This is a genomic window from Streptomyces albidochromogenes (assembly GCF_005981925.1).
Classification (GTDB): Bacteria; Actinomycetota; Actinomycetes; order Streptomycetales; family Streptomycetaceae; genus Streptomyces; species Streptomyces albidochromogenes.
In genome coordinates, this window is sequence record NZ_VBVX01000074.1 from 1 (window position 1) to 24437 (window position 24437).

Genomic DNA, 24437 nt, shown 5'->3' on the forward strand with positions numbered 1-24437 from the left:
CCCGCGTCGTCGGCGGCGTGCCCCAGGAGCCGGACGACGGCGGGGACGGCGACGGTGGCCGCGATCGCGAGGCCACGCGGATCGTGCGACCCGGGGACGGCACCGCCCCGCGTCCGCCCGCCCGGCCCGGTGACGGGTGATGGCGCGCACGCCGCACGAGAGCGGCCTGGCCGGGAGGCCGTCCGAACTCGTCGGCAGCCAGATCGCCGGGTACCGGGTGGAGAGCGAGATCGGCCGCGGCGGCATGGCCGTCGTCTACCGGGCCAGGGATCTGCGCCTCGACCGTACGGTCGCCCTGAAGCTGCTGGCGCCGGAACTCGCGCGCAACGACACCTTCCGACGGCGCTTCAGCCACGAGTCCCGGGTGGCCGCCGCGATCGACCATCCGCACATCGTGCCCGTCTTCGAGGCCGGCGAGACCGAGGGCGTTCTGTACATCGCCATGCGTTTCGTCGCCGGTCAGGACCTGCGGCACCTGCTCGACCGGCAGGGGCCGCTGCCCATCGCCACCGCCTCCCGGATCGCGGCGCAGGTGGCGTCCGCGCTGGACGCCGCCCACGCCCACGACCTGGTGCACCGGGACGTGAAGCCGGGCAACATCCTGGTGGCGGAGGGCACGGACAGCGACCACCCGGAGCACGTGTACCTCACCGACTTCGGCCTGACGAAGAAGTCGCTGTCGCTGACCGGCTTCACCACCGTCGGCCAGTTCGTCGGCACGCTCGACTACGTGGCGCCGGAGCAGATCTCGGGGCGCCCGGTGGACGGCAGATGCGACGTGTACAGCCTCGCCTGCGTGGTCCACGAGACGATGGCCGGTACGCCGCCGTTCCAGCGCGACGACGACATGGCGCTGCTGTGGGCCCACCAGTTCGACCCGCCGCCACCGCTGAGCGCGCAGCGCCCGGACCTCCCGGCCGGAGTCGACGGCGTACTGGCGAAGGCGCTCGCCAAGAGCCCGGACGACCGGTACGGCTCCTGCCTGCAGTTCGTGGCCGCGCTGCGCGCCGCGGCGGTCGGCTTCGGCCCGGACGACCACGGGCCGGTCCGCGTGACGCCGCACACCGGCGGGTCGTCCTTCACCGCCGAGGCTCCGCCCGCGCCGCCCCGCTGGGCGCTTCCGGTGTTCAGGGGGAACGTCGGTTAGGCGACGGTCAGGCGGCCCGCGGCGGGACCTCGCCCCGGCGGCGGACCCGGGAGGCGAGGAGGCTGCCGAGGAACCCCGCGACCAGCCCCCACAGCACGGCGAAACCGAGCGCCGTCCACAGGCGCGGCCGCAGCGACACCTCTCCGCCGAGGCCGCCGCCGGCGTCGAAGAGATCCCCGAGGCCGAGCAGCGAGAGCCCCAGGCGCGCGGAGACGCGGGCGACGAGGCAGATCATCAGCACGGTGAGGGTGAGGGCGACGGCCATGTGCAGGGCGTGCTGCCAGTGCCGCATCCGCGCGGGTGAGCGGACGGCCATGAGGAACGCGGCGGCCGGCACCAGGATCGCGGCGGCGACCAGCAGCCACCACGCCCTTCCGTCGTGTTCGGTGAGTGTGCCGAGGCTGAGAGTGGAGATGTCCTTCGTACGGAGCACCTCGTCCAGCACCTGTGGCATGGGCAGCCCGAAGGGGCCTTCCACCTTGCCCTCCCAGGACCCGCCGAGACCGAGCGTGAGGGCGATCCAGGCGAGGTTCGGCAGTCCGAGGAGGATCACCGCGAACGTCTCCGCCTTGTGGCCGTGCGTGACCACGACGACGAGCGCGAGGACGAGTCCCAGCGCGACGTACGCGAGCAGCAGCGCGACCATCGCGAAGGCTGCGGGCCGGACGGGTTCCTGGAAGCGCACCAGGCGGGCGGGGAGCGGGGCCTTGCGGGAGACGAGGAGAGCCACGAACAGGAGGCCCGCCAGCCACAGCAGTCCGAAGAGGACGGTGAGGGCGATGTCGGCCCGGAAGCCGACCTTGGGCGCGCCGTCGTCCCCCAGCAGGTCGTCGAGGAGACCGCCCGTCGGGTCTTCCAGCGGGATCGTGAAGGTGAAGCGCGCCAGGAGCGAGAGGACGACGAGGCCGATCACCCACAGGGCGGCCAGCCGGCCGGCCCGCCCGGCCAGTTCCCGGGTGCCCGCGACGGCCCGGTGGCGCAGTGGCCGCAGGAAGAGCGCGGCGGTCACCAGGGCCCCGGCGAGGGTCACCGAGAGCGGCAGCACGGAGAGGTCGGCCCGGGTCTGCGCGAGTTCCCCGGCGCCGCCCGCGATGTCGACCGATCCGCCGACCGCCATCACCACGACGGCCGCCGCGACGCGGGGGAACGCGCCTCCCGGCAGGTCCGCCGCGCCCGCTGCCCACAGACCGAGCACGGCCGTGACGACCATGGCCGCCAGGCCGGCGAGCACGGCCACCAGGGCGTCGCGCCAGAGGCGGACGGCGCTGGTGGCGCGGGTGGCAGGGCCGGGGTCGCTGAACTTTCGCTGGCTCACGTGGTCACGCTAAGCACGGGAGCGGCGGTCCGCCGCCGGAGAGGGCCGACCGCGTCAGCTTGCGGCCCGTATGGGTGCGAGGCACACAATAAGCACGCAAAGTGGAACCAAGTGTGCACACAGCGACCGATCCCTACGTTGGGGAGTACCGCCCGTGAGTGCTGAACCGCCGTCGTCCGGCCGCCCCACAGGGCCGCCCTCCGGCCCGCTCTCCGGCCCCACGCAACCGGGGCAGGGAAGGCCCACGCCGCCGCCCGAGACACCTTCCGGCCCCCCGTACGGCCCGCCCGGAGGCGGCAGTACGGGCGGCGGCGGACAGGGGGGCGGTCCCGGCGGGCCGGGCGGATCCCGAGGCCCCGACCGCCCCTGGTGGCGGAACGTACCGAGGATCGCCACCATCGCCACCCTCGTCGTGGCCGCGGTGGTGGTGACCGTCGTCCTCACCCGGCCGGACGGCAAGTCCGCCGCGGGTGGCGAGGTGTTCCTCGAAGCGGCGGGCTCCTCCGGCCCGGATCCGTACACCGAGTCGACGGCGCAGAAGCCCTCGGAGGCGGCGACGGCGTCGCCGACCGCACCGCAGAGCGTACGGCCGAGCGGGTCGCCGACCGGGTCCAACGTCACCCAGGCGGTGGAGGGCTCGGAGCCGGGTCTCTACGGCGGGACCCGGAAGGTCGCGAGCTGCAACGTGGAGAAGCAGATCTCGGCGCTCACCGCCCAGCAGGACAAGAACAAGGCGTTCGCGTCCGTCCTGGACATCGAGCCGACCGGCGTCCCCGCGTACCTGCGGTCGCTGACCCCGGTGCAGCTGCGGATGGACACCCGGGTCACCAACCACGGCTACCGCAACGGCTCCCCCACGCCCTACCAGTCCGTGCTCCAGGCCGGCACCGCCGTCATGGTCGACGACCGCGGCGTGCCGCGGGTGCGCTGCGCGTGCGGCAATCCGCTGCGTCCGCCGGTCGCCGTCCAGGGCACGGCCAAGCGGACGGGCGACCCGTGGCCGGACTACCGGTCCTCGGCCGTCGTGACGGTGAAACCCGCTCCCGAGCCGGTCGACGAGTTCGTCATGTTCGACCCGGAGAGCGACGACTGGTTCAAGCGCGACGCGGGTGACACCGGCGCCGACGACGAGCAGACCACGCCGCCCCCCACGAAGACGAAGTCCCCCTCGCCGTCCGCCGACGAGACGTCGACGGCGCCCCCGTCCGAGGCGCCGTCCACGCCGCCTCCGGGTTCGGATCCGCCGACGTCGCAGGAGCCGCCGTCGGAGCGGGAGCCGGACTCGCCCGCCCCCGAGTCGCCCGCGCCGGAGTCACCGGCGCCGGAGTCACCGGTGTCGCCGCCGGCGCCGGCCCCCGACACCCCCGCCTCGGAGGGGCCGACCGAGTGAATTCGGGGCTCCACCGGCTTCCTGACGCGCATCCGTGTCACGTGACTGGTTTGCTGCCGGGCAGGGGGCCGGCGGGCCGCCGCACACGAATGGCAACCGGAGGAACGTCGTAATGACGACGATGAACACCGCAGGATCGGCCGGACCGGAACCGGAGAGCTACGAGGACGAGCTTCCGGTCCACCCCCACCAGCGGGGCAACGTCGTCATCAAGTGGCTGACCACCACCGACCACAAGACGATCGGTTCGCTGTACCTGACCACGTCGTTCATGTTCTTCGTCATCGGCGGGGTGATGGCGCTGCTCATGCGCGCCGAACTGGCCCGTCCCGGCATTCAGATCGTGTCGAACGAGCAGTTCAACCAGGCGTTCACGATGCACGGCACGATCATGCTGCTGATGTTCGCGACGCCGCTGTTCGCCGGGTTCGCGAACTGGATCATGCCGCTGCAGATCGGCGCGCCCGACGTGGCGTTCCCGCGGCTGAACATGTTCGCGTACTGGCTGTACCTCTTCGGCTCGCTCATCGCGGTGGGCGGCCTGCTCACCCCGGACGGGACGCCGGACTTCGGCTGGTTCGCGTACTCGCCCCTGAACGACGCGGTGCATTCGCCGGGGGTCGGCGCCGACATGTGGATCATGGGTCTGGCCTTCTCCGGTTTCGGCACGATCCTCGGCTCGGTCAACTTCATCACCACGATCATCTGCATGCGCGCACCCGGCATGACGATGTTCCGCATGCCGATCTTCACCTGGAACATCCTGCTGACCGGTGTCCTGGTGCTGCTCGCCTTCCCGGTGCTGGCCGCGGCGCTCCTGGCGCTGGAGGCGGACCGCAAGTTCGGCGCGCACATCTTCGACCCGGCCATCGGCGGCTCGATCCTGTGGCAGCACCTGTTCTGGTTCTTCGGCCACCCCGAGGTGTACATCATCGCGCTGCCGTTCTTCGGCATCGTCACGGAGATCATTCCGGTCTTCAGCCGCAAGCCGATCTTCGGTTACATCGGACTGGTGGGCGCGACGATCGCGATCGCCGGGCTGTCGGCGACCGTATGGGCGCACCACATGTTCCCCACCGGAGCGGTGCTGCTGCCGTTCTTCTCGTTCATGACGTTCCTGATCGCGGTGCCGACCGGGGTGAAGTTCTTCAACTGGATCGGCACCATGTGGCGGGGCTCGCTGAGCTTCGAGACGCCGATGCTGTGGGCGACGGGCTTCCTCGTCACGTTCCTCTTCGGCGGTCTGACCGGCATCATCCTGGCGTCTCCGCCGCTGGACTTCCACGTGACCGACTCGTACTTCGTGGTGGCGCACTTCCACTACGTCGTCTTCGGCACCGTGGTCTTCGCGATGTTCGCCGGGTTCCACTTCTGGTGGCCGAAGTTCACGGGCAAGATGCTGGACGAGCGGCTGGGCAAGATGACGTTCTGGACGCTCTTCGTGGGCTTCCACGGCACGTTCCTGGTGCAGCACTGGCTGGGCGCCGAGGGCATGCCGCGCCGGTACGCCGACTACCTGGCCGCCGACGGCTTCACCGCGCTGAACACCATCTCGTCGATCAGTTCCTTCCTGCTCGGCATGTCGCTGCTGCCGTTCTTCTACAACGTCTGGAAGACCGCGAAGTACGGCAAGCCGGTCACGGCCGACGACCCCTGGGGCTACGGACGTTCGCTGGAGTGGGCGACCTCCTGCCCGCCGCCCCGGCACAACTTCGTCACGCTCCCCCGCATCCGCTCCGAGTCCCCCGCGTTCGACCTGCACCACCCCCTGATCGCGGCCCTCGACCAGGCGCACAACCGCCCCGACGTGTCGGTGACGGTGGCGCCCGGTGACAAGCAGGAGTGAGTACGCCGGCCACGGAGGGAAGCGCCCGCGCAAGGAAGGAGACGTGAGCGTGGAGCCCGAGCAGGAGAGCGCGCAGGGGCTGGCCCAGCTGGAGGGGTACCTCCTGTGGAGCGCCGAGGTGGCGGAGGCCCGCCACCAGGCCGGCCGTTTCGCCGAGCAGCTGCCGTGGCTGACCACCGCGCAGCGCGAGGACGTGGAGCGGGCCTACACGGCCGACCGGCTGGCCGTCTCCAAAGCCTTCCTGGTGCGTGTGGCGGCGCGGTCCACCGCGCTGCGCGCCGAGTACACCGAGCGCTACCGCCGGCTGAGGGCGCGCTGCGTCGCGACGGCCGCCGTGTGCGCGGGCCTGGCCGGCGGGGCCTGCGCGGTGGTCACCCTGCTCGTGCGCTGACACGCGGACCGCCGCACCGCCGGGCGGCCCGGCGGTGCGGCGGTCCGCGTTGTTTCACCCGGGCTGTGGTGGGGACCCGCAGGATGTCCGCCTGGTTCGCACGCACAGTCAGCCCGAGCAAGGTCACGGAGTGCCTCATGAGCGAGACAACAGGACTGCGGGTGGTCGTCACGGGCGCCACCGGGAATGTCGGTACGAGCGTGGTGCGCGCCCTCGCGGAGGACCCACGGGTCGGCTCCGTCCTGGGTCTCGCGCGCAGGGTTCCCGATCTGGCCTTTCCCCGGACCGAGTGGGCGTCCGTGGACCTGGGCGAGGAGGCGGACGGCGAGGGGCTGGCCGGCTGGTTCGCCGGGGCCGACGCCGTGGTCCACCTCGCCTGGCGCTTCCAGCCGACGCATGACCCGGTGCTGACGTGGCAGACGAACGTCCTCGGCTCGCTGAGGGTCTTCGGGGCGGTCGCCGCCGCCGGGGTGCCCGCGCTGGTCCATGCCTCGTCGGTCGGCGCGTATTCGCCGGGCCCGAAGGAGGCTCCGGGTGTCGTCGAGTCCTGGCCCACGCACGGCTGGCCGGACGCGGCGTACTGCCGGGAGAAGGCGTACCTGGAGCGGGTGCTGGACACCTTCGAGTACGAGCACCCGCACGTCCGCGTCGTACGCATGCGGCCCGCGTTCCTGTTCAAGGAGACATCGGCGAGCGAGCAGCGGCGCATCTTCGCCGGGCGCTTCCTGCCCGGCCCGCTGCTGCGGCCGGACCTGCTGCCATGGGTGCCCGACATGCGGGGGCTCGTGCTCCAGGCCCTGCACACCGACGACGCCGCGCAGGCCTATCTGCAGGCCGTGCTGCGGGACGTGAGCGGGGCGTTCAACCTGGCCGCGGACCCCGTCGTCGACGCGAAGGTACTGGGCGACCTGCTGGACGCGAAGGTGGTGAAGGTGCCCGCCGGGGTGGTACGCGCTGCGCTGGCGGCGGCCTGGAACGCGCGCCTGGCCCCCGCCTCGCCGCACCTGTTCGACGCGGTGCTGCGGATGCCCGTGCTGGACGCGTCCCGCGCGCGCCGGGAGCTCGGCTGGGAGCCGCGGCTCACGTCCGTCGAAGCCATCGGCGAGTTCCTGGAAGGGGTGCGCAAGGGCAGCGGTGAGCAGACGGCGCCGCTCGCGGGCCGCAAGGCGGGCTAGACGCGCGTTCAGCCCGCACAACAAGGCGGCAAAACGCCCATATGGGTAAGATATCGACAGGACGCTCGAACGACGGTTCCCCTCAGCGCGTCGAAGGAGCCTCATGTCCAGCCGCCTGCGTACCCGTGAAACCGAATCCGGAGCCGCCGAACCCGGCTCGCGCCGGCCGGGGCCGGCCGGTCTCCCCGAGATCCCGGATCCAGCGACGCTCTGCACACTGGACGCACGCGCCCTCTCCGACTCCCTGTTCGAGCGGTTGGCGACGCTGAAGGAGGGCACTCCCGACTACGCGTACGTCCGCAACACCCTGGTCGAGATCAACCTCAGCCTGGTGAAGTACGCGGCGGCGCGGTTCCGCAACCGGAACCAGCCCATGGAGGACATCGTCCAGGTGGGCACGATCGGCCTGATCAAGGCCATCGACCGCTTCGACCTGGGGCGCGAGGTGGAGTTCCCCTCCTTCGCGCTGCCGACGATCGAGGGCGAGATCAAGCGCTTCTTCCGCGACAACAGCTGGGACGTCCGCGTGCCGCGCCGCCTCCAGGAACTGCGGATCGACATCGCCCGCGCGTCCGACGTCCTGGAGCAGGGGCTCGGCCGTGAGCCCACGGGCGCCGAGCTGGCCGCCCACCTGGGGGTGGACGAGGACGAGGTCCGGGAGGGCCGGCGGGCCGCGAACGGCTACAACGCCCGCTCGCTGGACGTCGTGTTCGACGACGCCCCGGCCGGCTTCACCCAGTGCTGCCTCGGCCAGGAGGTCCGCGCGTACGACACCGTCGAATGCGTCGTGGCGCTCAAGCCCTCGGTGACCGCGCTGGCCGAGCGGGACCGGATGATCCTCACCATGCGGTTCGTGGAGGAACTGACCCAGCGCGAGATCGGCGAGCGGATGGGGATCTCGCAGATGCAGGTGTCGCGGCTGCTCACGCGCATCCTGACGACCCTGCGCGATGCGCTCCTCGCCGACGACGACGGTCCGCCGGCTAGGCCCACCGCCGCTGGTGGCCGTGCGGTGCCGCCACCTCCACCCACACCACCTTGCCGCCTCCCCGAGGCACCGAGCCCCAGCTCCGGGCGAGGCGCCGCAGCACCGTCAGGCCGTGCCCGCCGGGAACGCCCACGCCGGACGGCCGTGGTCTCGGACGCACCGGACTGCCGTCGGTGACCTCGACGCGCAGCCGGTCGGCGGTGCAGTGCAGCAGGATCTCCTGGGGACCGCCGGCGTGCAGGCAGGCGTTGGTGACCACCTCGGACACGAGCAGCAGTACGTCGTCGACGACGGCCTGCTCCTCCTCGTCCGCGGCCGGAGTCCACCGCCAGTCGGCCAGCGCGCCCCGGGTGAAGTCGCGACAACGACTCACCACGTCCTCCATGCCGCGCAGGGTCAGCCGTCGGGTCCGGCCCCGCGACTGGAGGACGTCACCTACGGCCATGACGCACCCCTCGTCTCGGTTGGGGTCTCAGCACCCGTGGGTTCTGAGAGGGTCTTCGGAGCTTTGAGGCTATGGCCACCGGGTGCCCCAAAAGTTGGCTTTTACCCACTGCTCCGGTCACCGTGCGACGGGCGGCCGCCGGGGCGGGTCCGTTCGCTCTCCACCGGCGCCAGCTCGTGCAGGAGTTGCTGGGACTGGGCGACGAGGCCACCCAGCGACGTCGCCGTCTCGCTGTCCTGCTCGACCAGTTGCCGCTTCAGGCGTCCGTGCGCGGACCAGGCGGACTCCAGCGCGCGCGCCCGCTCCTCCCGCGCGCCGCGCCCCCGGCCCCCGAGGAAGGCCCGGTCGGCCGCGCACACGTCGCCGGCCGCCCCCAGCAGGTCCGCCAGGTGCCCCACGGCGGCGTCCGGAAGCCGCCTGAGCGGGCTTTCCTCGCTGACCGTACTGGCGAGCGTGCGCATCAGGGCCACCAGGGGGTCGGCGATCCGCTCCCACGCCTGGTCCCACTCGGTCGGGGGCAGCGCGGCCCCGGTACGGCGCAGCCGGTGGCCGGGGTTGAGGCGGTAGCTCTCGCGGGTCCACAGCCGGGCGTCGCGCAGGTCGGCCAGGATCACCGGGACCCGGCGCGCCCGGTCGTGCCAGCCCTCCGCCTCCTGCCGCCCGTACCCTTCCCGCAGGCCCTGGGCGACCGCGTGCAGCAGATCGGCGCATTCCTCGGGCAGGCGGCGCAGGGAGTCGCGGACGCTGCGCAGATGGACCGGCGGGAGGATCAGCGCGTTCACCGCGATGCCGATGACCGCGCCGACGGCCGACTCGAAGAGCCGGTGCAGGATGTCGAGACCGGAGTACGACCCGTAGGCCAGCACGAACACGGCGGTGGTCGGCGCGTACAGGCCGTGCTCGCCGAAGCGCGCGTAGGTGCCGATGAGTACGGCTACCGGCAGCACCAGGACCATCGCGGTCATGGTGTCGCCCGTCAGGTTGGCCGCCCCCGCCGCCAGCACCGTGCCCAGCGCGATCACGACGAGCTGCTGGACGCCGGAGCGCAGTGAGCGGTAGACGGTGCTCTGCACGAGGACGACCGCCGTCCAGGGGGCCATCAGCGCCATCGGCGCGTTCCACCACCAGCCGGTCAGCGCCCACGCCGCCGCGGCGGCGCCCGCGGCCTTCAGCGACTGGGTGACGACATCGCGCTCGGGACCGGGTCCCGCCACCGCGCGGCGCGCGGAGCGGCCGATCGCCGCCGCCTCCCAGCGCAGCCACTGCCCCATCCGGCCGAGTGCGGCACCGCCTCGGTACAACCGGTGCTCGCTCTCACTGACTGCCACTGACGCCTCCGGGACCCGGCCTGCCTACGACGGGCCCCGGGTGCCCTGACGCGCCGCGTCCAATCCCTGCCCCACCCGGGCGGCCGGGCTGTCGTCGATCCGCGCGAGCAGGTCGGCCGGGTCGTCGTAGACGGCCGCCGCGCCGGCCCGTTCCAGGTCGCGCTGCGGGATGCCCCCGCAGCGCAGCGCCACGCCGAGCACGCCCGCCCGGGTGGCGGCCTCCATGTCCCACACCGTGTCCCCCACGAAGACCGCGCGTTCGGCGGGCACCCCGGCCAGCTCCAGTGCCCGTTCGACCGGCTCGGGCGCCGGTTTGCCCTCGTCCACGTCCTCCGAGCTCGCGGTGGCGCCGATCGCGTCGTCGGCGTCGATCGCGCGGCGCAGCGCGGCGAGTTCCCCGCCGCTCGCCGACGTGGCGAGCACGACGGTCCAGCCCTGCCCGGCGAGGGTCCGCAGCAGCCGGCCGGCTCCCGGGAGCGGGTGCAGCCGGTCGGCGTACGTCGCGTACAGGGTCTTGTGGGCGGCGCTGATGGCGTCGTCCTGGCCGGTGTCGCGGTCGTCGCCGAGCAGCCGGGCGATGAGGTCGTGGCCCGGCAGGCCGACGGAGCGGTGGATGTCGTGCATGACGACGTCGTGCCCGGCCTGGCGGAACGCCTCCCACCACGCCGTCACGTGCAGATGGTTGGTGTCGACGAGCGTTCCGTCGACATCGAAGACGGCCGCGCGCTCCATGTCGCCGTTCCCTTCCCTAGCCTCTCGAACAGACCGACGGGCCGCGCCGCCGTGGCGGCGCGGCCCGCTCCGCGTACCGGTGCGGCCGCGCTACTTCGCGGCCGACCTCTTCACCCGGTCGCCGGTCTTCGCGACTGTTTCCTGGGTCTTGCCGCGCAGCTGCTCCCCGCGGCCCTCGGCCTCCATGGCCGGGTCGTCCTTGACCCTGCCCGCCGTTTCCTTCATCTTGCCCTTGACCTGCTTCGCCTTCGCCTTTGCCTTGCTCACGAGGGTGTTCCTTCCAGAGATCGGAGGTGATGTGCACCTGGCTCACCCACCTTGCGCCGGTCACCGTCCGCCTGCAATCCGGGACGCCGCGTCACACCGCTCCCGTTCAGCCGGTCGGCTCCTCCGGGGCCGGCTCCTGGCCGGCGGCGGACGCCTGGTCGCCGTCGTCGCGGTCGTCCCGCGCGGCGGGACGCTCTGCCTCGTCGGGCGAGTCCTCGCCGTCCGTCGCCTGCTGGTCGGGCAGGTCGCGCGGCACAGGCTTGCCGTCGTCCTGCGGGTCCTGCGTGTACGAGTCGCTCATGGTGCTCGGTCCTTCCTAGGCGCGGCAGAGGCAGAACGGGTGGCCCGCCGGATCGGCGTACACCCGAAAGCCCCGCTTCCCGTCCTCGTCGTCCAGATCGAGCGGCGTGGCGCCGAGTGCGAGCACCTGCGCCTGCGCCGCCTCGATGTCGGGGACGTCGAAGTCCAGATGCATCTGCTGGGAGTCGCCGTCGGCCCGCGGCCAGTCCGGCGGCCGGTGCCCCGGGGCCCGCTGGAAGGCGATGCGGGGCCCGTCGGGCAGGTACAGGTCGTACCAGTCCTCGCTGTCCTTCTTCACGTCGCCGCCCAGCACCGCGGCGTAGAAGCCGGCGAGTGCCCGCGGGTCCGGACAGTCCACGGCCACGAGGCTGTACTTCGCGATGGCCATTGCGACCTCCTTGCTCAAGCTTGCGTCCCACCCCGGTACCCCGCTCGGGCCGCCTGAACCGGAACGCGCCCGGCGGAACCTTTTGGTAGGAAGAGGTACGAAGCGATGTCTCCGTACCGGAAAGGTGCCACGGAGTGGAGCCGACCAGCCAGCAGGAGAACGCGCACAGCTCTGTCCTCACCCTGCACGTCAACGGGACCCCGCACACCCTGATGCTCGACCACCGCACCACCCTGCTCGACGCCCTGCGCGAGCACCTGCGCCTGACGGGGGCGAAGAAGGGCTGCGACCACGGCCAGTGCGGGGCGTGCACCGTGATCGTCGACGGCCGGCGCGCCAACAGCTGCCTGCTGCTCGCGGCCGCCCACGACGGGGCGCGCGTCACCACCGTGGAGGGCCTCGCGGAAGGCGAAACGCTCCATCCGGTCCAGGAGGCGTTCGTCGGGCGGGACGCCCTCCAGTGCGGCTACTGCACGCCGGGGCAGGTCTGTTCGGCCGTCGGGATGCTGGCCGAGGCCGCCGAAGGGCACCCCTCGTACGTCACGTCCCCCCATCGCTCCCCCGGCGCTCCCGCCGACCTCACGCCGGACGAGATCCGCGAGCGCATGAGCGGCAACATCTGCCGCTGCGGCGCCTATCCGAACATCGTCGACGCGATCGGCGAGGTGGCGCGGTGAAGCCGTTCGCGTACTTCCGCGCCGAGAGCGCCGAGGAGGCGGTCGACGCCTTCGCCGGCCACGAGCGGGCGCAGTACCTCGGCGGCGGCACGAACCTCGTGGACCTGATGAAGCTCGGGGTCGCGGCCCCGGACCTCCTCATCGACGTCAGCCGGCTGCCGCTGGACGGGATCGAGGAGACGCCCGACGGCGGCCTGCGCATCGGCGCGACCGTGCGCAACAGTGACTTGGCCGCCCACCCGGCCGTGCGCACCCGCTACGCCGCCCTGTCTCAGGCCCTGCTCTCCGGCGCCTCGGGGCAGTTGCGCAACGTGGCGACGACCGCCGGGAACCTGCTGCAGCGCACCCGCTGCACGTACTTCCAGGACACCTCGAAGCCCTGCAACAAGCGTGCTCCCGGCACCGGATGCCCCGCCCGCGACGGTGTGCACCGCGACCTCGCGGTGCTCGGCCACTCCGAGCACTGCGTCGCCACCCACCCCTCCGACATGGCTGTCGCGCTGGCCGCCCTGGACGCCGCAGTCCACCTGTGCGGCCCGCAGGGCGCGCGCGCCGTCCCCCTCACCGGCTTCCACCGGCTGCCGGACGACCGCCCCGACCAGGACACCGTCGTCCGTACGGGCGAGCTGATCACCGGGGTCACCCTGCCGCCCGTCCTGCCCGGCACCCACTGCGGCTACCGCAAGGCGCGCGACCGCGCCTCGTACGCCTTCGCTCTCGCGTCCGTCGCCGCCGTCCTGCGCGTCGAGGGCGGTGTGGTGCGGGACGCCGCCCTCGCGTTCGGCGGGCTCGCGCACGTGCCCTGGCGCGCCCGGGCGGCGGAGGAGGTGCTGCGCGGAGCGCCCGCCACCGAGGAGACGTACGCCCGGGCGGCCGACGCCGAACTCGCCGCGGCCGAGCCGCTGCGCGACAACGGCTTCAAGGTGCCGCTCGCCCGCAACCTCGCCGTCAGCGTGCTGGCCGAGCTCGCTTCCCGTACTTGAGGACGTGACACACCGTCATGACGCACGCACACAGCCCCCTCGGCACACCCGCCGTCCGCGCGGAGGCCCGCGACAAGGTCACCGGCGCCGCGCGCTACGCGGCGGAGCACACCCCGCCGGGCTGCGCCTACGCCGTACCCGTGCCGGCGACCGTCGCACGCGGGCGGGTGACCGCCGTGCACGACGACGAGGTGCTGGCCCTGCCGGGCGTGCACGCCGTACTGAGCCACGAGAACGCGCCCCGACTGAAGGAGCCGGACGACCCGATCCTCGCGGTCCTCCAGAGCGACCGGGTGCCCCACCGCGGCTGGTACGTCGCCCTGGTGGTCGCCGACACGCCGGAGCACGCCGCGGCGGCGGCCGAGGCGCTGCGCGTCGAGTACGCGGCCGAGGAGCACGACGTCACGCTGACCACCACCCATCCGGACCTCTACACCCCCGAGGAGGCGAACAGCGGCGTCCCCGCCGTCCGGGAGCGCGGTGACTTCGACACGGCCTATCCGGCGGCCGCCGTGCGCGTCGACGCGACGTACACGATGAGCGCGCAGCACAACCACCCGATGGAACCGCACGCTTCGACCGCCCTGTGGGACGACGGCCGGCTGACCGTGTACGACTCCAGCCAGGGGTCCACCAAGGTGCGCGACGCGCTGGCGCAGGTCTTCGGACTGGAGAAGCGGCGGATCACCGTTGTCTCCGAGCATGTCGGCGGCGGGTTCGGCTCCAAGGGCACGCCGCGCCCGCAGGTGGTGCTGGCCGCCATGGCCGCGCGGCACACCGGGCGTCCCGTCAAGCTGGCGCTCCCCCGCCGCCAGCTCGCGGCCGTCGTGGGTCACCGCGCGCCGACCGTGCAGCGGGTACGGCTGGGGGCCGGCCCGGACGGCGTGATCACCGCGCTCGCGCACGAGGTCGTCACGCAGACGTCGACGGTCAAGGAGTTCGTGGAGCAGGCCGCCGTACCGGCCCGGGTCATGTACACCTCGCCGCACAGCCGCACCGGGCACCGGGTCGTCGCGCTGGACGTGCCGTCGCCGTCGTGGATGCGCGCTCCGGGCGAGGCGTCCGGCATGTACGCGCTGGAGTCGGCGATGGACGAACTCGCCGTGGCCGCCGGGATCGACCCGGTGGAACTGCGCCTGCGCAACGAACCGGAGACCGAGCCCGACAGCGGCAGTCCGTTCAGCAGCCGTCACCTGGCCGAGTGCCTGCGGGAGGGAGCGCGGCGCTTCGGCTGGGAGGGGCGCGACCCGCGGCCCGGTGTCCGCCGCGAGGGCGGCCTGCTGCTCGGCACCGGGGTCGCGGCGGCCACCTACCCCGTGCTGATCAGCCCGTCGGCCGCCACCGCGCACGCCGCCCCCGACGGCACGTACGCCGTACGGGTCAACGCCACCGACATCGGCACCGGGGCCCGTACGGTGCTGGCGCAGATCGCCGCCGACGTGCTGGACGCGCCCCTGGAGTCGGTGCGCGTCGAGATCGGCAGCAGCGACCTTCCGGTGGCGCCGCTCGCGGGCGGCTCGTCGGGCACGGCGTCGTGGGGCTGGTCGGTGCACAAGGCGTGCGCCCTCCTGGCGGAGCGGCTGCGGGAGAGCCCGGGCGGCGTACCGGCCGAGGGGATCAGCGCGGCGGCGGACACCGAGCGTGAGCTGGCGGAGGAACCGCCGTACGCGCGGCACGCGTTCGGCGCCCACTTCGCCGAGGTCCAGGCCGACACGGTGACGGGCGAGGTCCGCGTACGCCGCCTCCTGGGCGTGTACGCGGCGGGGCGCGTCCTCAACCCGCGGACCGCGCGCTCCCAGTTCATCGGCGGGATGACCATGGGCATCGGCATGGCGCTGACGGAGCACAGCACGATGGACGCCGCGTTCGGGGACTTCGCGGAGCACGACCTGGCGTCGTACCACGTCCCCGCGTGCGCGGACGTGCGGTCGATCGAGGCGCACTGGGTCGACGAGGACGATCCGCACCTCAACCCGATGGGCAGCAAGGGCATCGGTGAGATCGGCGTCGTCGGCACGGCGGCGGCCATCGCCAACGCCGTTCACCACGCGACGGGAGCGCGGCTGCGGGACCTGCCGCTGACGCCCGACAAGGTGCTGCCGCACGTGGGTCCGGTGCGCTGAAGGGGCCGCCCGGCGGCACGCGGGCGGTCCGGGGCGGCCGCGTCGTGGGCGACGCATGAGCGGCAGGCGGCGGGGCACAAGGCTGTCAGCGGCGCAGCCACCGGACCGTGTGTGACGCGCCGTCGAGCGGCAGGAGAAGAACATGCTGGCAATCGCGGCGGCGGTGGTCTTCGTCATCGCCTTCATCATTCACGCGACCGAGACGTCGACGGAAACGATCTTCGGTCCGACGAGCCTCATGCTCGTCGGGCTCGCCCTGCTGGCCCTGCACGTGGCGGGCCTGGGCGCCGGCTGGTCGGCCCGGGGCCGCCGGCGGTGACGGGCTGAGGGCGCCGGAGGCGGGGCGAAACGCGGACAGTCGACAGGAACAGGCCCGGGGCGGGCCGGTGGAACCCCGCCCCGGGCCGCTCGCGTGCGTCAGGCCGCGCGGGCGCCGCGCGCGCGGTGCTCGCGGATGATCCCGGCGTAGTCGTGTCCGCTCGCCTTGATCGTGCGGCGCTGGGTCGCGTAGTCGACGTGGACCAGGCCGAAGCGCTTGTCGTAGCCGTACGCCCATTCGAAGTTGTCCAGCAGGGACCAGGCGTAGTAGCCCGCGAGCGGCGCGCCCCGCCGTACCGCGCGTGCGCAGGCGGCCAGGTGCTCCCGCAGGTACGCGGCGCGCTCGCGGTCGTCGATGGTGCCGTCGGCGAGCACCGTGTCGGGATACGCGGACCCGTTCTCGGTCACGTAGAGCCTGCGTGCCCCGTACTCGTCGGTGAGGCGCATCAGCAGGGTCTCGATGCCGCCCGCGTCGACCTCCCAGTCCATGCCCGTGCGCGGCACGCCGGGCCGGCGGATCTGCCGCGCGAAGGGGTACGGGCCGGCCGGGTCGTCGCTCACCACGGCCGGGAAGTAGTAGTTCAGGCCCAGCCAGTCCAGCGGCTGCGCGATGGTGGCAAGATCACCGGCGCGCTCCGGCAGGTCCACGCCGTACACGTCGATCATGTCGGCGGGAAAGCCCCGGCCGTGGACCGGATCGAGCCACCAGCGGTTGGTGTGGCCGTCCGCGCGGCGGGCGGCGGCCCGGTCGGCGTCGGAGTCCGTGGCGGGCGCGACGGTGGAGAGGTTGTTGACGATGCCGACCTGCGCGCCGGGCGCCGCCGCGCGCAGGGCCGAGGTGGCGAGGCCGTGGCCGAGGAGCAGGTGGTAGGAGGCGCGGACGGCGGCGGTGATGTCGGTGAGCCCCGGGGCCATCCTCCCTTCGAGGTGGCCGATCCAGGCCGAGCACAGCGGCTCGTTGAGGGTGGCCCAGTGCCGCACGCGGTCCCCCAGGACCCCGGCGACCACCTCCGCGTATGCCGCGAAGTGCTCGGCGGTCTCCCGCTCGGGCCAGCCGCCGCGGTCCTGGAGCGCCTGGGGCAGGTCCCAGTGGTAGAGGGTGACGTTGGGGGTGATGCCGGCTTCCAGGAGGGCGTCGACGAGGCGCGCGTAGTGGTCCAGGCCCGCCCGGTTGACCTGTCCGTCGCCCCCGGGGACGACGCGCGGCCAGGCGACCGAGAAGCGGTAGTCGGTCACTCCCAGGCGCTTCATCAGGGCGATGTCCTCGGGCCACCTGCGGTAGTGGTCGCAGGCGATGTCCCCGTGGTCGCCGTTGTCGGTCCGGCCGGGGGTGTGGGAGAAGGTGTCCCAGATCGACGGAGCGCGGCCGTCCGCCGTCACCGCGCCTTCGATCTGGTACGCCGATGTGGCCACCCCCCAGGCGAAGTCTTCGGGGAGCGGGGCGAGGGCGTTGGGGTCGAAGGGGGCGGTCACGACGTTCCTTTCGGCATGGGTCACTTGACGGCTCCGGCGGTGAGGCCGGCGACCAGGTAGCGCTGGAGCAGGAGGAATCCGGCGACCACGGGAACGCTGACGACCAGGGACGCGGCCATGATCTGGTTCCAGTAGACGTCGTTCTGGGTGGAGTAGCCCTGGAGGCCGACGGCGAGGGTGCGGGTGGTGTCGTTGGTCATCACGGAGGCGAACAGGACTTCGCCCCAGGCCGTCATGAAGGCGTATACGGCGACGGCGACGATGCCCGGCACGGCGGCGGGGACCACGACGCGCAGCAGGGCGCCGAGCGGGCCGCAGCCGTCGACCTTGGCCGCCTCGTCGAGTTCGCGCGGCACGGAGTCGAAGTACCCGATGAGCATCCAGATGGAGAACGGCAGGGAGAAGGTGAGGTAGGTGAGGATCAGCCCGCCGCGGGAGCCGAAGAGCGCGATGCCGGTGGACTGGCCGATGTTCACGTAGATGAGGAAGAGCGGCAGCAGGAAGAGGATGCCGGGGAACATCTGGGTGGACAGGACCGTCACGGTGAAGACGCGCTTGCCCCGGAAGTCGTAGCGGCTGACGGCGTACGCGGCGAAGACGGCGATCACCACCGAGCAGACGGTGGCGGCCCCCGCGACGACGAGCGAGTTCACGAAGTAGCGGGCGAGCGGGACGGTGTCCCAGATGTCGAAGTACGGGCGGACGGTGAGCCCGCTCGGCATCCAGCGGAACGAGCCGGACACGTCCTGGAGCGGTTTCAGGGAGCTGCTGACCATGACGTACACCGGCAGGAGCACGAAGCCGGTCAGCAGGGTCATGAAGATCCTCCGGGCCCGGAGGAAGGACTTGGGCGGTGCGGTCGGCGAGCGCCGCCGCGCCGGCCCCGCGGCGGTGACGCGGTCAGTGGGCATCGGCGGGCTTCTTTCCTCGCGAGGTGAACAGGAGGTACCCGGCCGTCACGGCCAGCAGGAAGATCAGCAGCAGGACCGACATCGCGGACCCGGTGCCGAAGTTCCAGGTGACGAACGAGGACTGGTAGATGTGCACGGAGATCAGGTCCGCCGCTTCCGGGGCCGCCTTGCCGAAGAGGACGTACGGCGTGTTGAAGTCGTTGAACGTCCACAGGAAGAGGACGAGCACCAGGACCTGGTTCACCGGCCGGAGCGACGGGAGCGTGATACGGCGCACCTGCTGCCAGACGCCCGCGCCGTCGATGGCGGCGGCCTCGTACAGCTCCCGGGGGATGTTCTGGAGACCGGCCATCATGATGAGGAAGGCGAAGGGCCAGCCCTTCCACACGGAGACCACGAGCAGCGCGACGAAGCTGTTGTCGCCGATCAGCCAGAACGGCGGGGTGTCGGTGAGGCCGAGCTGGTCGTGGACGACGTGGTTGATCAGGCCGTTGTCCCGCTGGAACATGAACGCCCAGGTGATGACGGCCGCGTAGACCGGCAGGGCGTACGGGATGAGGAAGACGGCCCGCAGGAGGCCGCGGCCGCGGAAGTTCTCCTGGAGGAAGACGGCGGCCGCCGTACCGATCAGCCAGCACAGACCGACGGAGAGCACGGTGAACTGGCAGGTGGTGAGGAAGGAGCGGAGCAGCGACTCGCCGACCGGCTGGTTGACGTCGACAGCGAGTGCGAAGTTGTCGAGCCCGTTCCAGGGCGCGCTGTTCAGGTCGCGGATGTAGAACTGGGTCAGTTCGCGGAAGCTCATGACGATGCCGATGGCCATGGGCACCAGGTGGACGAGCAGTTCCAGTACGAGTGCGGGGAGCAGCAGCAGGTACGGCAGGCCGATGCGGCGCAGGCGCCCGGGGAGACGGGGCCGGCGGCTCCGGGGCGGCTGCGCTCCGGTCCGCTCGGACACGCTCCCCGAGGGCGCCCGCCGGGGCGTGGTGGTGGCTGCGGGTGTCACGGTCGGACCTACTTCGGCATCTGCTGCTGGGCCTTGGACAGGCGCGCCCTGACGGACTCGGTGGTCACCGGCCGGCCGGCGGCGGCGTCGGCGAACAGTTCCTTGACGGCGGTGCCCACTGCCGTCTCGAACTGGGACTCCTCGGGGACCTGCGGCAGCGGGGCGGCGCTCTTGGCGAGGGTGTCGCGCAGGACGGCGCGGTCGGGGGCGGCGAAGGCGGGGTCCTGCTGGGCGGCCTTGACCGGCGGGATGGAGCCGTAGCTGTCGTTGAGGATCTTCTGCTCCTCGTCGCTCGTCATGAACTTCACGAACTCGGTCGCCCCGTCGAGGTTCTTGCTGTTCTTGAAGACGGCCATGTTGATGCCGGCGACCATCGAGTTGACCTGACGGCCGCCGCCCGGTGCGCCCGACGGCACGGGTACGGGGGCCACGCCCCAGTCGTCCGGCTTCATGCCGTGCGCGGCGAAGGTGCTCGCGGCGGCCTGCCACAGGACCATGGCGGTCTTGCCCCGGGCGAAGTCCTGGAGCGACTGGTTCTGGGCGTACTCCGCGTTCCCGGGCGCGATGATCTTGTCCTTGGCCATGAAGTCGACGTACTGCTTCACGGCGGCGACATTCGCGTCGGAGGTGAAGTCCGGCTTGCCCGAGGCGTCGAAGAAGTCCGAGCCGTGCTGCTGCCCGAGCGCGAAGATCTGGTGGATGTTGTTGGAGAGGTTGGAGCCCTCGGCGCCGAGGGCCCACTTGCCGCCCTTCGAGAGCTTCTTGCCGGTCGCGACCAGCTCGTCCCAGGTGGCCGGGGGCTTCTCGACGCCGGCGTCCTCGAACATCCGCTTGTTGTAGTAGAGGGCGTACGAGAGCGAGTAGAGCGGCACGGCGGCCGGGTCCTTGCCCTCGACTCCCGCCGAGGCGACGGCCGCCTCGCTGAACCGGTCGCGGCCCCCGATCTTGTCGAAGGCGGCGTCGTCCCACGGCAGCAGGGCGCCGGTGGCCTGGAGGGAGGCGGACCAGGTGTTGCCGATGTTGAGGACGTCGGGGCCCTGGCCGGAGGTGGTGGCGGCCAGGATGCGGGTCAGCAGGTCCGACCAGGGGACCACTTCGAGCTTCACCTTGATGCCGGTCCGCTTCTCGAACTTCTTCAGTTCCGCGGTGAGGATCTTCTTGTCGGCCTCGACGCTGGGCGCCTGGTTCGAGGCCCAGTACGTCAGGGTCTTGGGCGAGGCGCCGCCCGTGCCGCCTTCGCCGCCGCCGCAGCCGGTGGCGGCGATGGTGAGGGAGGTGACGATGGCTATGGCTGCCGCGGCTCGGATTCTGCGCATGGCGAAGACGGCCCTTCGGAAGGGGTGGAGAGCCCGGGTCGCATTCGGTCCCCGAACAACCTCATGGCTTAATTTAAAACGTGAGTTAAGACCCGAGAGAGGGTCGCGTCAAGAGTTGAAGCAGCGGTATGTTGCACGAAGGAAGGGAGCCACATGGCCATGCCGAGCAGACGAACCGTCCGTGACCTGCGACGAAGCAGCCGGAAGGAGGTACTGCAACGACTGTACTTCGACGGCCCGATGAGCCGTCAGGCTCTCGGCACCACCACATCGCTCAGTTCGGGCTCCATCAGCACCATCGCGGCCGAGCTGGTCGCCGAAGGGCTCGTCGAGGAGGCCGGCACGGTCGACTCCGACGGCGGCCGCCCGCGCACCCTCCTGCGGGTGGTCCCCTCCGGGGCGTACCTGATCGGTGTCGACGTGGGCGAAACCCGGGTGCGCGTCGAGCTGTTCGACCTGGTCATGACCGAACTCGCCCGCTGGGAGCGGCCGATGCGGCGCAACGGCTACGACGTCGCGTCGGTGGTCCGGCACATCAGCGACGGTGTCGGGGAGGTGCTGAGCGGGGCCGGCATCACCGCCGACCTGCTGCTCGGCGTCGGCGTCGGCATCCCGGGCATCGTCGACCGCGGCGCCGACGGTGGGGGCGGGGCGGTGGTGCACGGCCAGACCATCGGCTGGGACGCGGTACCGCTGGAGTCGCTGCTGCGCGAGTGCGCCGTCCTGCCCCCGGGCACGCGGTTCTTCATCGAGAACGGCGCCCGGACCCTCGGGCAGGCGGAGATGTGGTTCGGCGGCGGGCGCGGCGTACGGGACGCGGCGATCGTGCTGTTCGGCTCGGGCATCGGCGCGTGCATCGTGACCGACGGCGCCGTCTTCGGCGGAGCCGGCGGCAGCGCCGCGGAGTGGGGCCACACCACGCTGCACGTGCGCGGCAGGCGGTGCCGTTGCGGGGCGCTCGGCTGCCTGGAGGCATACGCCGGCGCTGAGGCGCTGGTGCAGCGCTGGCAGGAGGCGGGCGCGTCGCTGCCGGCCGACACCGACGAGGAGACGGCGGTCACCGCGCTGCTGGCCGCGGCCTACCCGCCCGCCGGGGAGGCCGACCCGGTGGCCCGGGCCGTGCTGGACGAGACGGCGGAGTACCTGGGGGCGGGGATCTCCGACCTGATCAACCTCTACGGCCCCGAACGCGTACTGCTGTGCGGCTGGGCCGGGCTCCAGCTGGCCCCGTACATCCTGGACTCCGTACGGACCCACGCCGCCGCCTACGCCCTGCGCCATCCGGCCGGGCGGGTCTCCATCGAGCTGGGACGACTGGGGCCGGACGCCGTCACCGTCGGCGCGGCGACCCTGCCGCTCGCCGACTTCTTCGCGCGCGGCGGACGGCTGAACGAGCAGCCGGGCGAAGGCGATTCACCGGCCGGGCAGGCCGGCTGGCGGGCCACCATGGAGACGCGGAAGCGGACGATCACCGCGCAGGAACCGGCGACGAAATAGTCACGCACGCCCCTTGACCCCGGCAGCGTGAGCGGACAAGCATCTCGTGCTTGGAGAGCGCTCTCCGAACGCGCTTCTCCCTGCGACCGAGGAGAACACCCCATGCCCGCTGTCGGCACATACGTGGCGCCCCCGCCCCACAGACCCCCCGTTTCCGCACGTCAGAGCACTGTCTGCGCCATGGTCACCGCCCTGGTCGCCACGCTGCTGCTCTTCGTCCCCGCCGGTACGGCCGAGGCGGCGCCCACGCTGCTCTCCCAGGGCAAGCCGGTCACCGCCTCCAGCGAGGAGAACGCCGGCACCCCGGCCACCGCGGCCGTCGACGGCAACACCACCACCCGCTGGTCGAGCGCCCACACCGATCCGCAGTGGCTGCGCGTCGACCTCGGCGCGAGTGCCCGGATCAGCCAGGTCGTCCTGAACTGGGAGACGGCGTACGGCAAGGGCTACCGCATCGAGCTGTCGGCCAATGGCAGCGACTGGACGACGGCGTACCAGACCACCACCGGTGACGGCGGCACGGACACCGTCGACCTCACGGGCGAGGCCCGCTACATCCGCGTGCACGGCACCACGCGCGGGACCCAGTACGGCTACTCGCTCTGGGAGTTCAAGGTGTACGGCGAGTCCGGCCCCGGCGGCCCGCAACTGCCCGGCGGCGGCGACCTCGGCCCCAACGTCCACGTCTTCGAGCCGTCCACCCCCGGCATCCAGGCCAAGCTGGACGACGTCTTCAAGCAGCAGGAGTCGGCGCAGTTCGGCAGCGGACGCCACGCCTTCTTCTTCAAGCCCGGCACGTACGACAACCTCAACGCCCAGATCGGCTTCTACACCTCCATAGCCGGCCTCGGCCTCAAGCCCGACGACACCACCATCAACGGCGACGTGACCGTCGACGCCGGCTGGTTCAACGGCAACGCGACCCAGAACTTCTGGCGTTCGGCGGAGAATCTGGCCCTGAACCCGGTCAGCGGCACCAACCGCTGGGCCGTCTCGCAGGCCGCCTCCTTCCGCCGCATGCACGTCAAGGGCGGCCTCAACCTGGCCCCGGCGGGCTACGGCTGGGCCTCGGGCGGCTACATCGCGGACAGCAAGATCGACGGCACGGTCGGCCCGTACTCGCAGCAGCAGTGGTACACCCGCGACAGCTCCGTCGGCGGCTGGACCAACGGCGTGTGGAACATGACGTTCTCGGGTGTCGAGGGCGCTCCGGCGACCGGCTTCCCGAACCCGCCGTACACCACGCTCGCCACCACCCCGATCTCCCGCGAGAAGCCGTTCCTGTACCTGGACGGCTCCACGTACAAGGTCTTCGTCCCGGCCAAGCGGACCAACGCCCGCGGCGTCTCCTGGAACGGCACCCCGCAGGGCGAGTCGATCGGCCTGGACAAGTTCTACGTGGTCAAGCCCGGCGCGACCGCGGCCACCATCAACCAGGCGCTGTCCCAGGGGCTGCACCTGCTCTTCACCCCCGGCGTCTACCACGTCGACCGGACCATCAACGTCGACCGTGCGAACACCGTCGTCCTCGGCCTCGGCCTCGCGACGATCATCCCCGACGGCGGCGTGACGGCGATGAAGGTCGCGGACGTCGACGGCGTCAAGCTCGCGGGCTTCCTGATCGACGCCGGCCCCGTCAACTCCCCGACCCTTCTGGAACTCGGCCCGCAGAACGCGTCCGCCGACCACGCCGCCAACCCCACCACCGTCCAGGACGTGTACGTCCGCGTCGGCGGTGCGGGCGCCGGGAAGGCCACCACCTCGATCGTCGTCAACAGCGACGACACCGTCATCGACCACACCTGGGTCTGGCGCGCCGACCACGGCGAGGGCGTCGGCTGGGAGACCAACCGCGCCGACTACGGAGTCAGGGTGTACGGCGACGACGTGCTGGCCACCGGCCTGTTCGTCGAGCACTTCAACAAGTACGACGTCGAGTGGTACGGCGAGCGCGGCCGGACGATCTTCTACCAGAACGAGAAGGCGTACGACGCGCCCAACCAGGCCGCCATCCAGAACGGCGACACCAAGGGCTACGCCGCCTACCGGGTCGACGACTCCGTCGACGTCCACGAGGGCTGGGGGCTCGGCAGTTACTGCAACTACACCTCCGACCCGAACATCCGCCAGGACCACGGCTTCAAGGCCCCGGTGAGACCGGGCGTGAAGTTCCACAGCCTGCTCGTGGTCTCGCTCGGCGGGATGGGCCACTACAACCACGTCATCAACAACACGGGCGCGTCCACGGTCCCGGCCGGCACCTCGACGGTGCCGTCCACCCTGGTCTCGTTCCCCTGACGCCCCCGCGCGCCGGGCCGGACCGTCCCTGATCACGGCCCACGCGCACCACGCGAACGACCGGTGACCCGTTCCCCCGCCGAACCGCCCGGCGGGGGAACGGGTCACCGGTCGTTCGCGTGG

General features: G+C 72.0%; 22 protein-coding genes and 1 pseudogene. 12 read left to right on the plus strand and 11 right to left on the minus strand.

Annotated elements, in window-relative coordinates; genetic code table 11:
- The first annotated feature begins 139 nt into the window (after positions 1-139).
- On the plus strand, positions 140-1147 hold the full coding sequence (locus E2E34_RS12690) for a serine/threonine-protein kinase (RefSeq protein ID WP_138902000.1): 1008 nt from the start codon (positions 140-142) through the stop codon (positions 1145-1147).
- A 7-nt stretch (positions 1148-1154) separates the two neighbouring features.
- Here the strand turns inward: E2E34_RS12690 and E2E34_RS12695 are convergent, their stop codons facing one another.
- A complete protein-coding gene (locus tag E2E34_RS12695; RefSeq protein ID WP_138902001.1) occupies positions 1155-2462 on the minus strand; it encodes a streptophobe family protein in 1308 nt (435 codons plus the stop codon).
- A 412-nt stretch (positions 2463-2874) separates the two neighbouring features.
- Here E2E34_RS12695 and E2E34_RS12700 point away from each other — a divergent pair, with 412 nt between their 5' ends.
- The 5 genes from E2E34_RS12700 to E2E34_RS12720 all read left to right on the plus strand — a co-directional run bounded on the left by E2E34_RS12700 (position 2875) and on the right by E2E34_RS12720 (position 8429).
- Positions 2875-3852 (plus strand): DUF6777 domain-containing protein, encoded by a 978-nt coding sequence (locus E2E34_RS12700; protein ID WP_244315686.1) that lies wholly within the window; start codon positions 2875-2877, stop codon positions 3850-3852.
- 112 nt (positions 3853-3964) lie between these two features.
- On the plus strand, positions 3965-5698 hold the full coding sequence (ctaD, locus tag E2E34_RS12705; protein WP_138902003.1) for an aa3-type cytochrome oxidase subunit I: 1734 nt from the start codon (positions 3965-3967) through the stop codon (positions 5696-5698).
- A gap of 49 nt (positions 5699-5747) precedes the next feature.
- On the plus strand, positions 5748-6089 hold the full coding sequence (locus tag E2E34_RS12710) for a hypothetical protein (RefSeq protein WP_138902016.1): 342 nt from the start codon (positions 5748-5750) through the stop codon (positions 6087-6089).
- Between the two features lie 137 nt (positions 6090-6226).
- Positions 6227-7264, plus strand: coding sequence for an NAD-dependent epimerase/dehydratase family protein (locus tag E2E34_RS12715; protein WP_138902004.1), 1038 nt, complete (start codon positions 6227-6229; stop codon positions 7262-7264).
- A 103-nt stretch (positions 7265-7367) separates the two neighbouring features.
- On the plus strand, positions 7368-8429 hold the full coding sequence (locus E2E34_RS12720; protein ID WP_425573362.1) for a SigB/SigF/SigG family RNA polymerase sigma factor: 1062 nt from the start codon (positions 7368-7370) through the stop codon (positions 8427-8429).
- On the opposite strand, the pseudogene E2E34_RS12725 reads toward E2E34_RS12720, so the two are convergent.
- The 6 genes and pseudogenes from E2E34_RS12725 to E2E34_RS12750 all read right to left on the minus strand — a co-directional run.
- Positions 8350-8697, minus strand: a pseudogene (locus tag E2E34_RS12725) (ATP-binding protein); the annotation flags it as partial. The gene E2E34_RS12720 and the pseudogene E2E34_RS12725 overlap by 80 nt on opposite strands.
- Positions 8698-8798: 101 nt before the next feature.
- Entirely contained in the window at positions 8799-10025 is a 1227-nt protein-coding gene (locus E2E34_RS12730) for an FUSC family protein (protein WP_244315688.1), read from the minus strand.
- Between the two features lie 24 nt (positions 10026-10049).
- A complete protein-coding gene (locus E2E34_RS12735; protein ID WP_138902005.1) occupies positions 10050-10757 on the minus strand; it encodes an HAD family hydrolase in 708 nt (235 codons plus the stop codon).
- 90 nt (positions 10758-10847) lie between these two features.
- A complete protein-coding gene (locus tag E2E34_RS12740) occupies positions 10848-11024 on the minus strand; it encodes a CsbD family protein (RefSeq protein ID WP_138902006.1) in 177 nt (58 codons plus the stop codon).
- A 106-nt stretch (positions 11025-11130) separates the two neighbouring features.
- A complete protein-coding gene (locus E2E34_RS12745; RefSeq protein WP_138902007.1) occupies positions 11131-11325 on the minus strand; it encodes a hypothetical protein in 195 nt (64 codons plus the stop codon).
- A gap of 15 nt (positions 11326-11340) precedes the next feature.
- The gene (locus E2E34_RS12750; protein WP_138902008.1) at positions 11341-11712 is read right to left on the minus strand and encodes a VOC family protein; all 372 of its coding nucleotides are present in this window, start codon (positions 11710-11712) and stop codon (positions 11341-11343) included.
- A 134-nt stretch (positions 11713-11846) separates the two neighbouring features.
- On the opposite strand from E2E34_RS12750, the gene E2E34_RS12755 reads away from it, so the two are divergent.
- The 4 genes from E2E34_RS12755 to E2E34_RS35415 all read left to right on the plus strand — a co-directional run bounded on the left by E2E34_RS12755 (position 11847) and on the right by E2E34_RS35415 (position 15814).
- Positions 11847-12389 (plus strand): 2Fe-2S iron-sulfur cluster-binding protein, encoded by a 543-nt coding sequence (locus tag E2E34_RS12755; RefSeq protein WP_244315690.1) that lies wholly within the window; start codon positions 11847-11849, stop codon positions 12387-12389.
- Positions 12386-13372 (plus strand): FAD binding domain-containing protein, encoded by a 987-nt coding sequence (locus E2E34_RS12760; protein ID WP_138902009.1) that lies wholly within the window; start codon positions 12386-12388, stop codon positions 13370-13372. The genes E2E34_RS12755 and E2E34_RS12760 overlap by 4 nt, the downstream gene beginning before the upstream one ends.
- Positions 13373-13389: 17 nt before the next feature.
- Positions 13390-15495 carry a xanthine dehydrogenase family protein molybdopterin-binding subunit gene (locus E2E34_RS12765; protein WP_138902010.1) on the plus strand — a complete coding sequence of 702 codons (2106 nt, stop codon included), beginning with the start codon at positions 13390-13392 and terminating at the stop codon, positions 15493-15495.
- A 142-nt stretch (positions 15496-15637) separates the two neighbouring features.
- Positions 15638-15814 carry a hypothetical protein gene (locus E2E34_RS35415; RefSeq protein WP_167518280.1) on the plus strand — a complete coding sequence of 59 codons (177 nt, stop codon included), beginning with the start codon at positions 15638-15640 and terminating at the stop codon, positions 15812-15814.
- Between the two features lie 98 nt (positions 15815-15912).
- Here the strand turns inward: E2E34_RS35415 and E2E34_RS12770 are convergent, their stop codons facing one another.
- From E2E34_RS12770 to E2E34_RS12785, 4 genes are read right to left on the minus strand one after another with little or no spacing between them, the layout of a single operon-like run.
- Positions 15913-17286 carry a GH1 family beta-glucosidase gene (locus E2E34_RS12770; RefSeq protein ID WP_138902011.1) on the minus strand — a complete coding sequence of 458 codons (1374 nt, stop codon included), beginning with the start codon at positions 17284-17286 and terminating at the stop codon, positions 15913-15915.
- Between the two features lie 20 nt (positions 17287-17306).
- Positions 17307-18197: a carbohydrate ABC transporter permease gene (locus tag E2E34_RS12775; protein WP_138902012.1), complete on the minus strand. Its 891-nt coding sequence runs from the start codon at positions 18195-18197 to the stop codon at positions 17307-17309.
- The gene (locus tag E2E34_RS12780) at positions 18187-19203 is read right to left on the minus strand and encodes a carbohydrate ABC transporter permease (RefSeq protein WP_425573361.1); all 1017 of its coding nucleotides are present in this window, start codon (positions 19201-19203) and stop codon (positions 18187-18189) included. The genes E2E34_RS12775 and E2E34_RS12780 overlap by 11 nt, the downstream gene beginning before the upstream one ends.
- 8 nt (positions 19204-19211) lie before the next feature.
- Positions 19212-20519, minus strand: a complete 1308-nt coding sequence (locus tag E2E34_RS12785; protein ID WP_138902013.1) for an ABC transporter substrate-binding protein — start codon at positions 20517-20519, stop codon at positions 19212-19214.
- A 153-nt stretch (positions 20520-20672) separates the two neighbouring features.
- Between E2E34_RS12785 and E2E34_RS12790 the strand changes: the two genes are divergently transcribed.
- Both E2E34_RS12790 and E2E34_RS12795 read left to right on the plus strand, forming a co-directional pair.
- Entirely contained in the window at positions 20673-22016 is a 1344-nt protein-coding gene (locus E2E34_RS12790; RefSeq protein WP_138902014.1) for an ROK family transcriptional regulator, read from the plus strand.
- Positions 22017-22118: 102 nt separating this feature from the next.
- Positions 22119-24314, plus strand: coding sequence for a discoidin domain-containing protein (locus tag E2E34_RS12795; RefSeq protein WP_138902015.1), 2196 nt, complete (start codon positions 22119-22121; stop codon positions 24312-24314).
- Positions 24315-24437 lie beyond the last annotated feature (123 nt).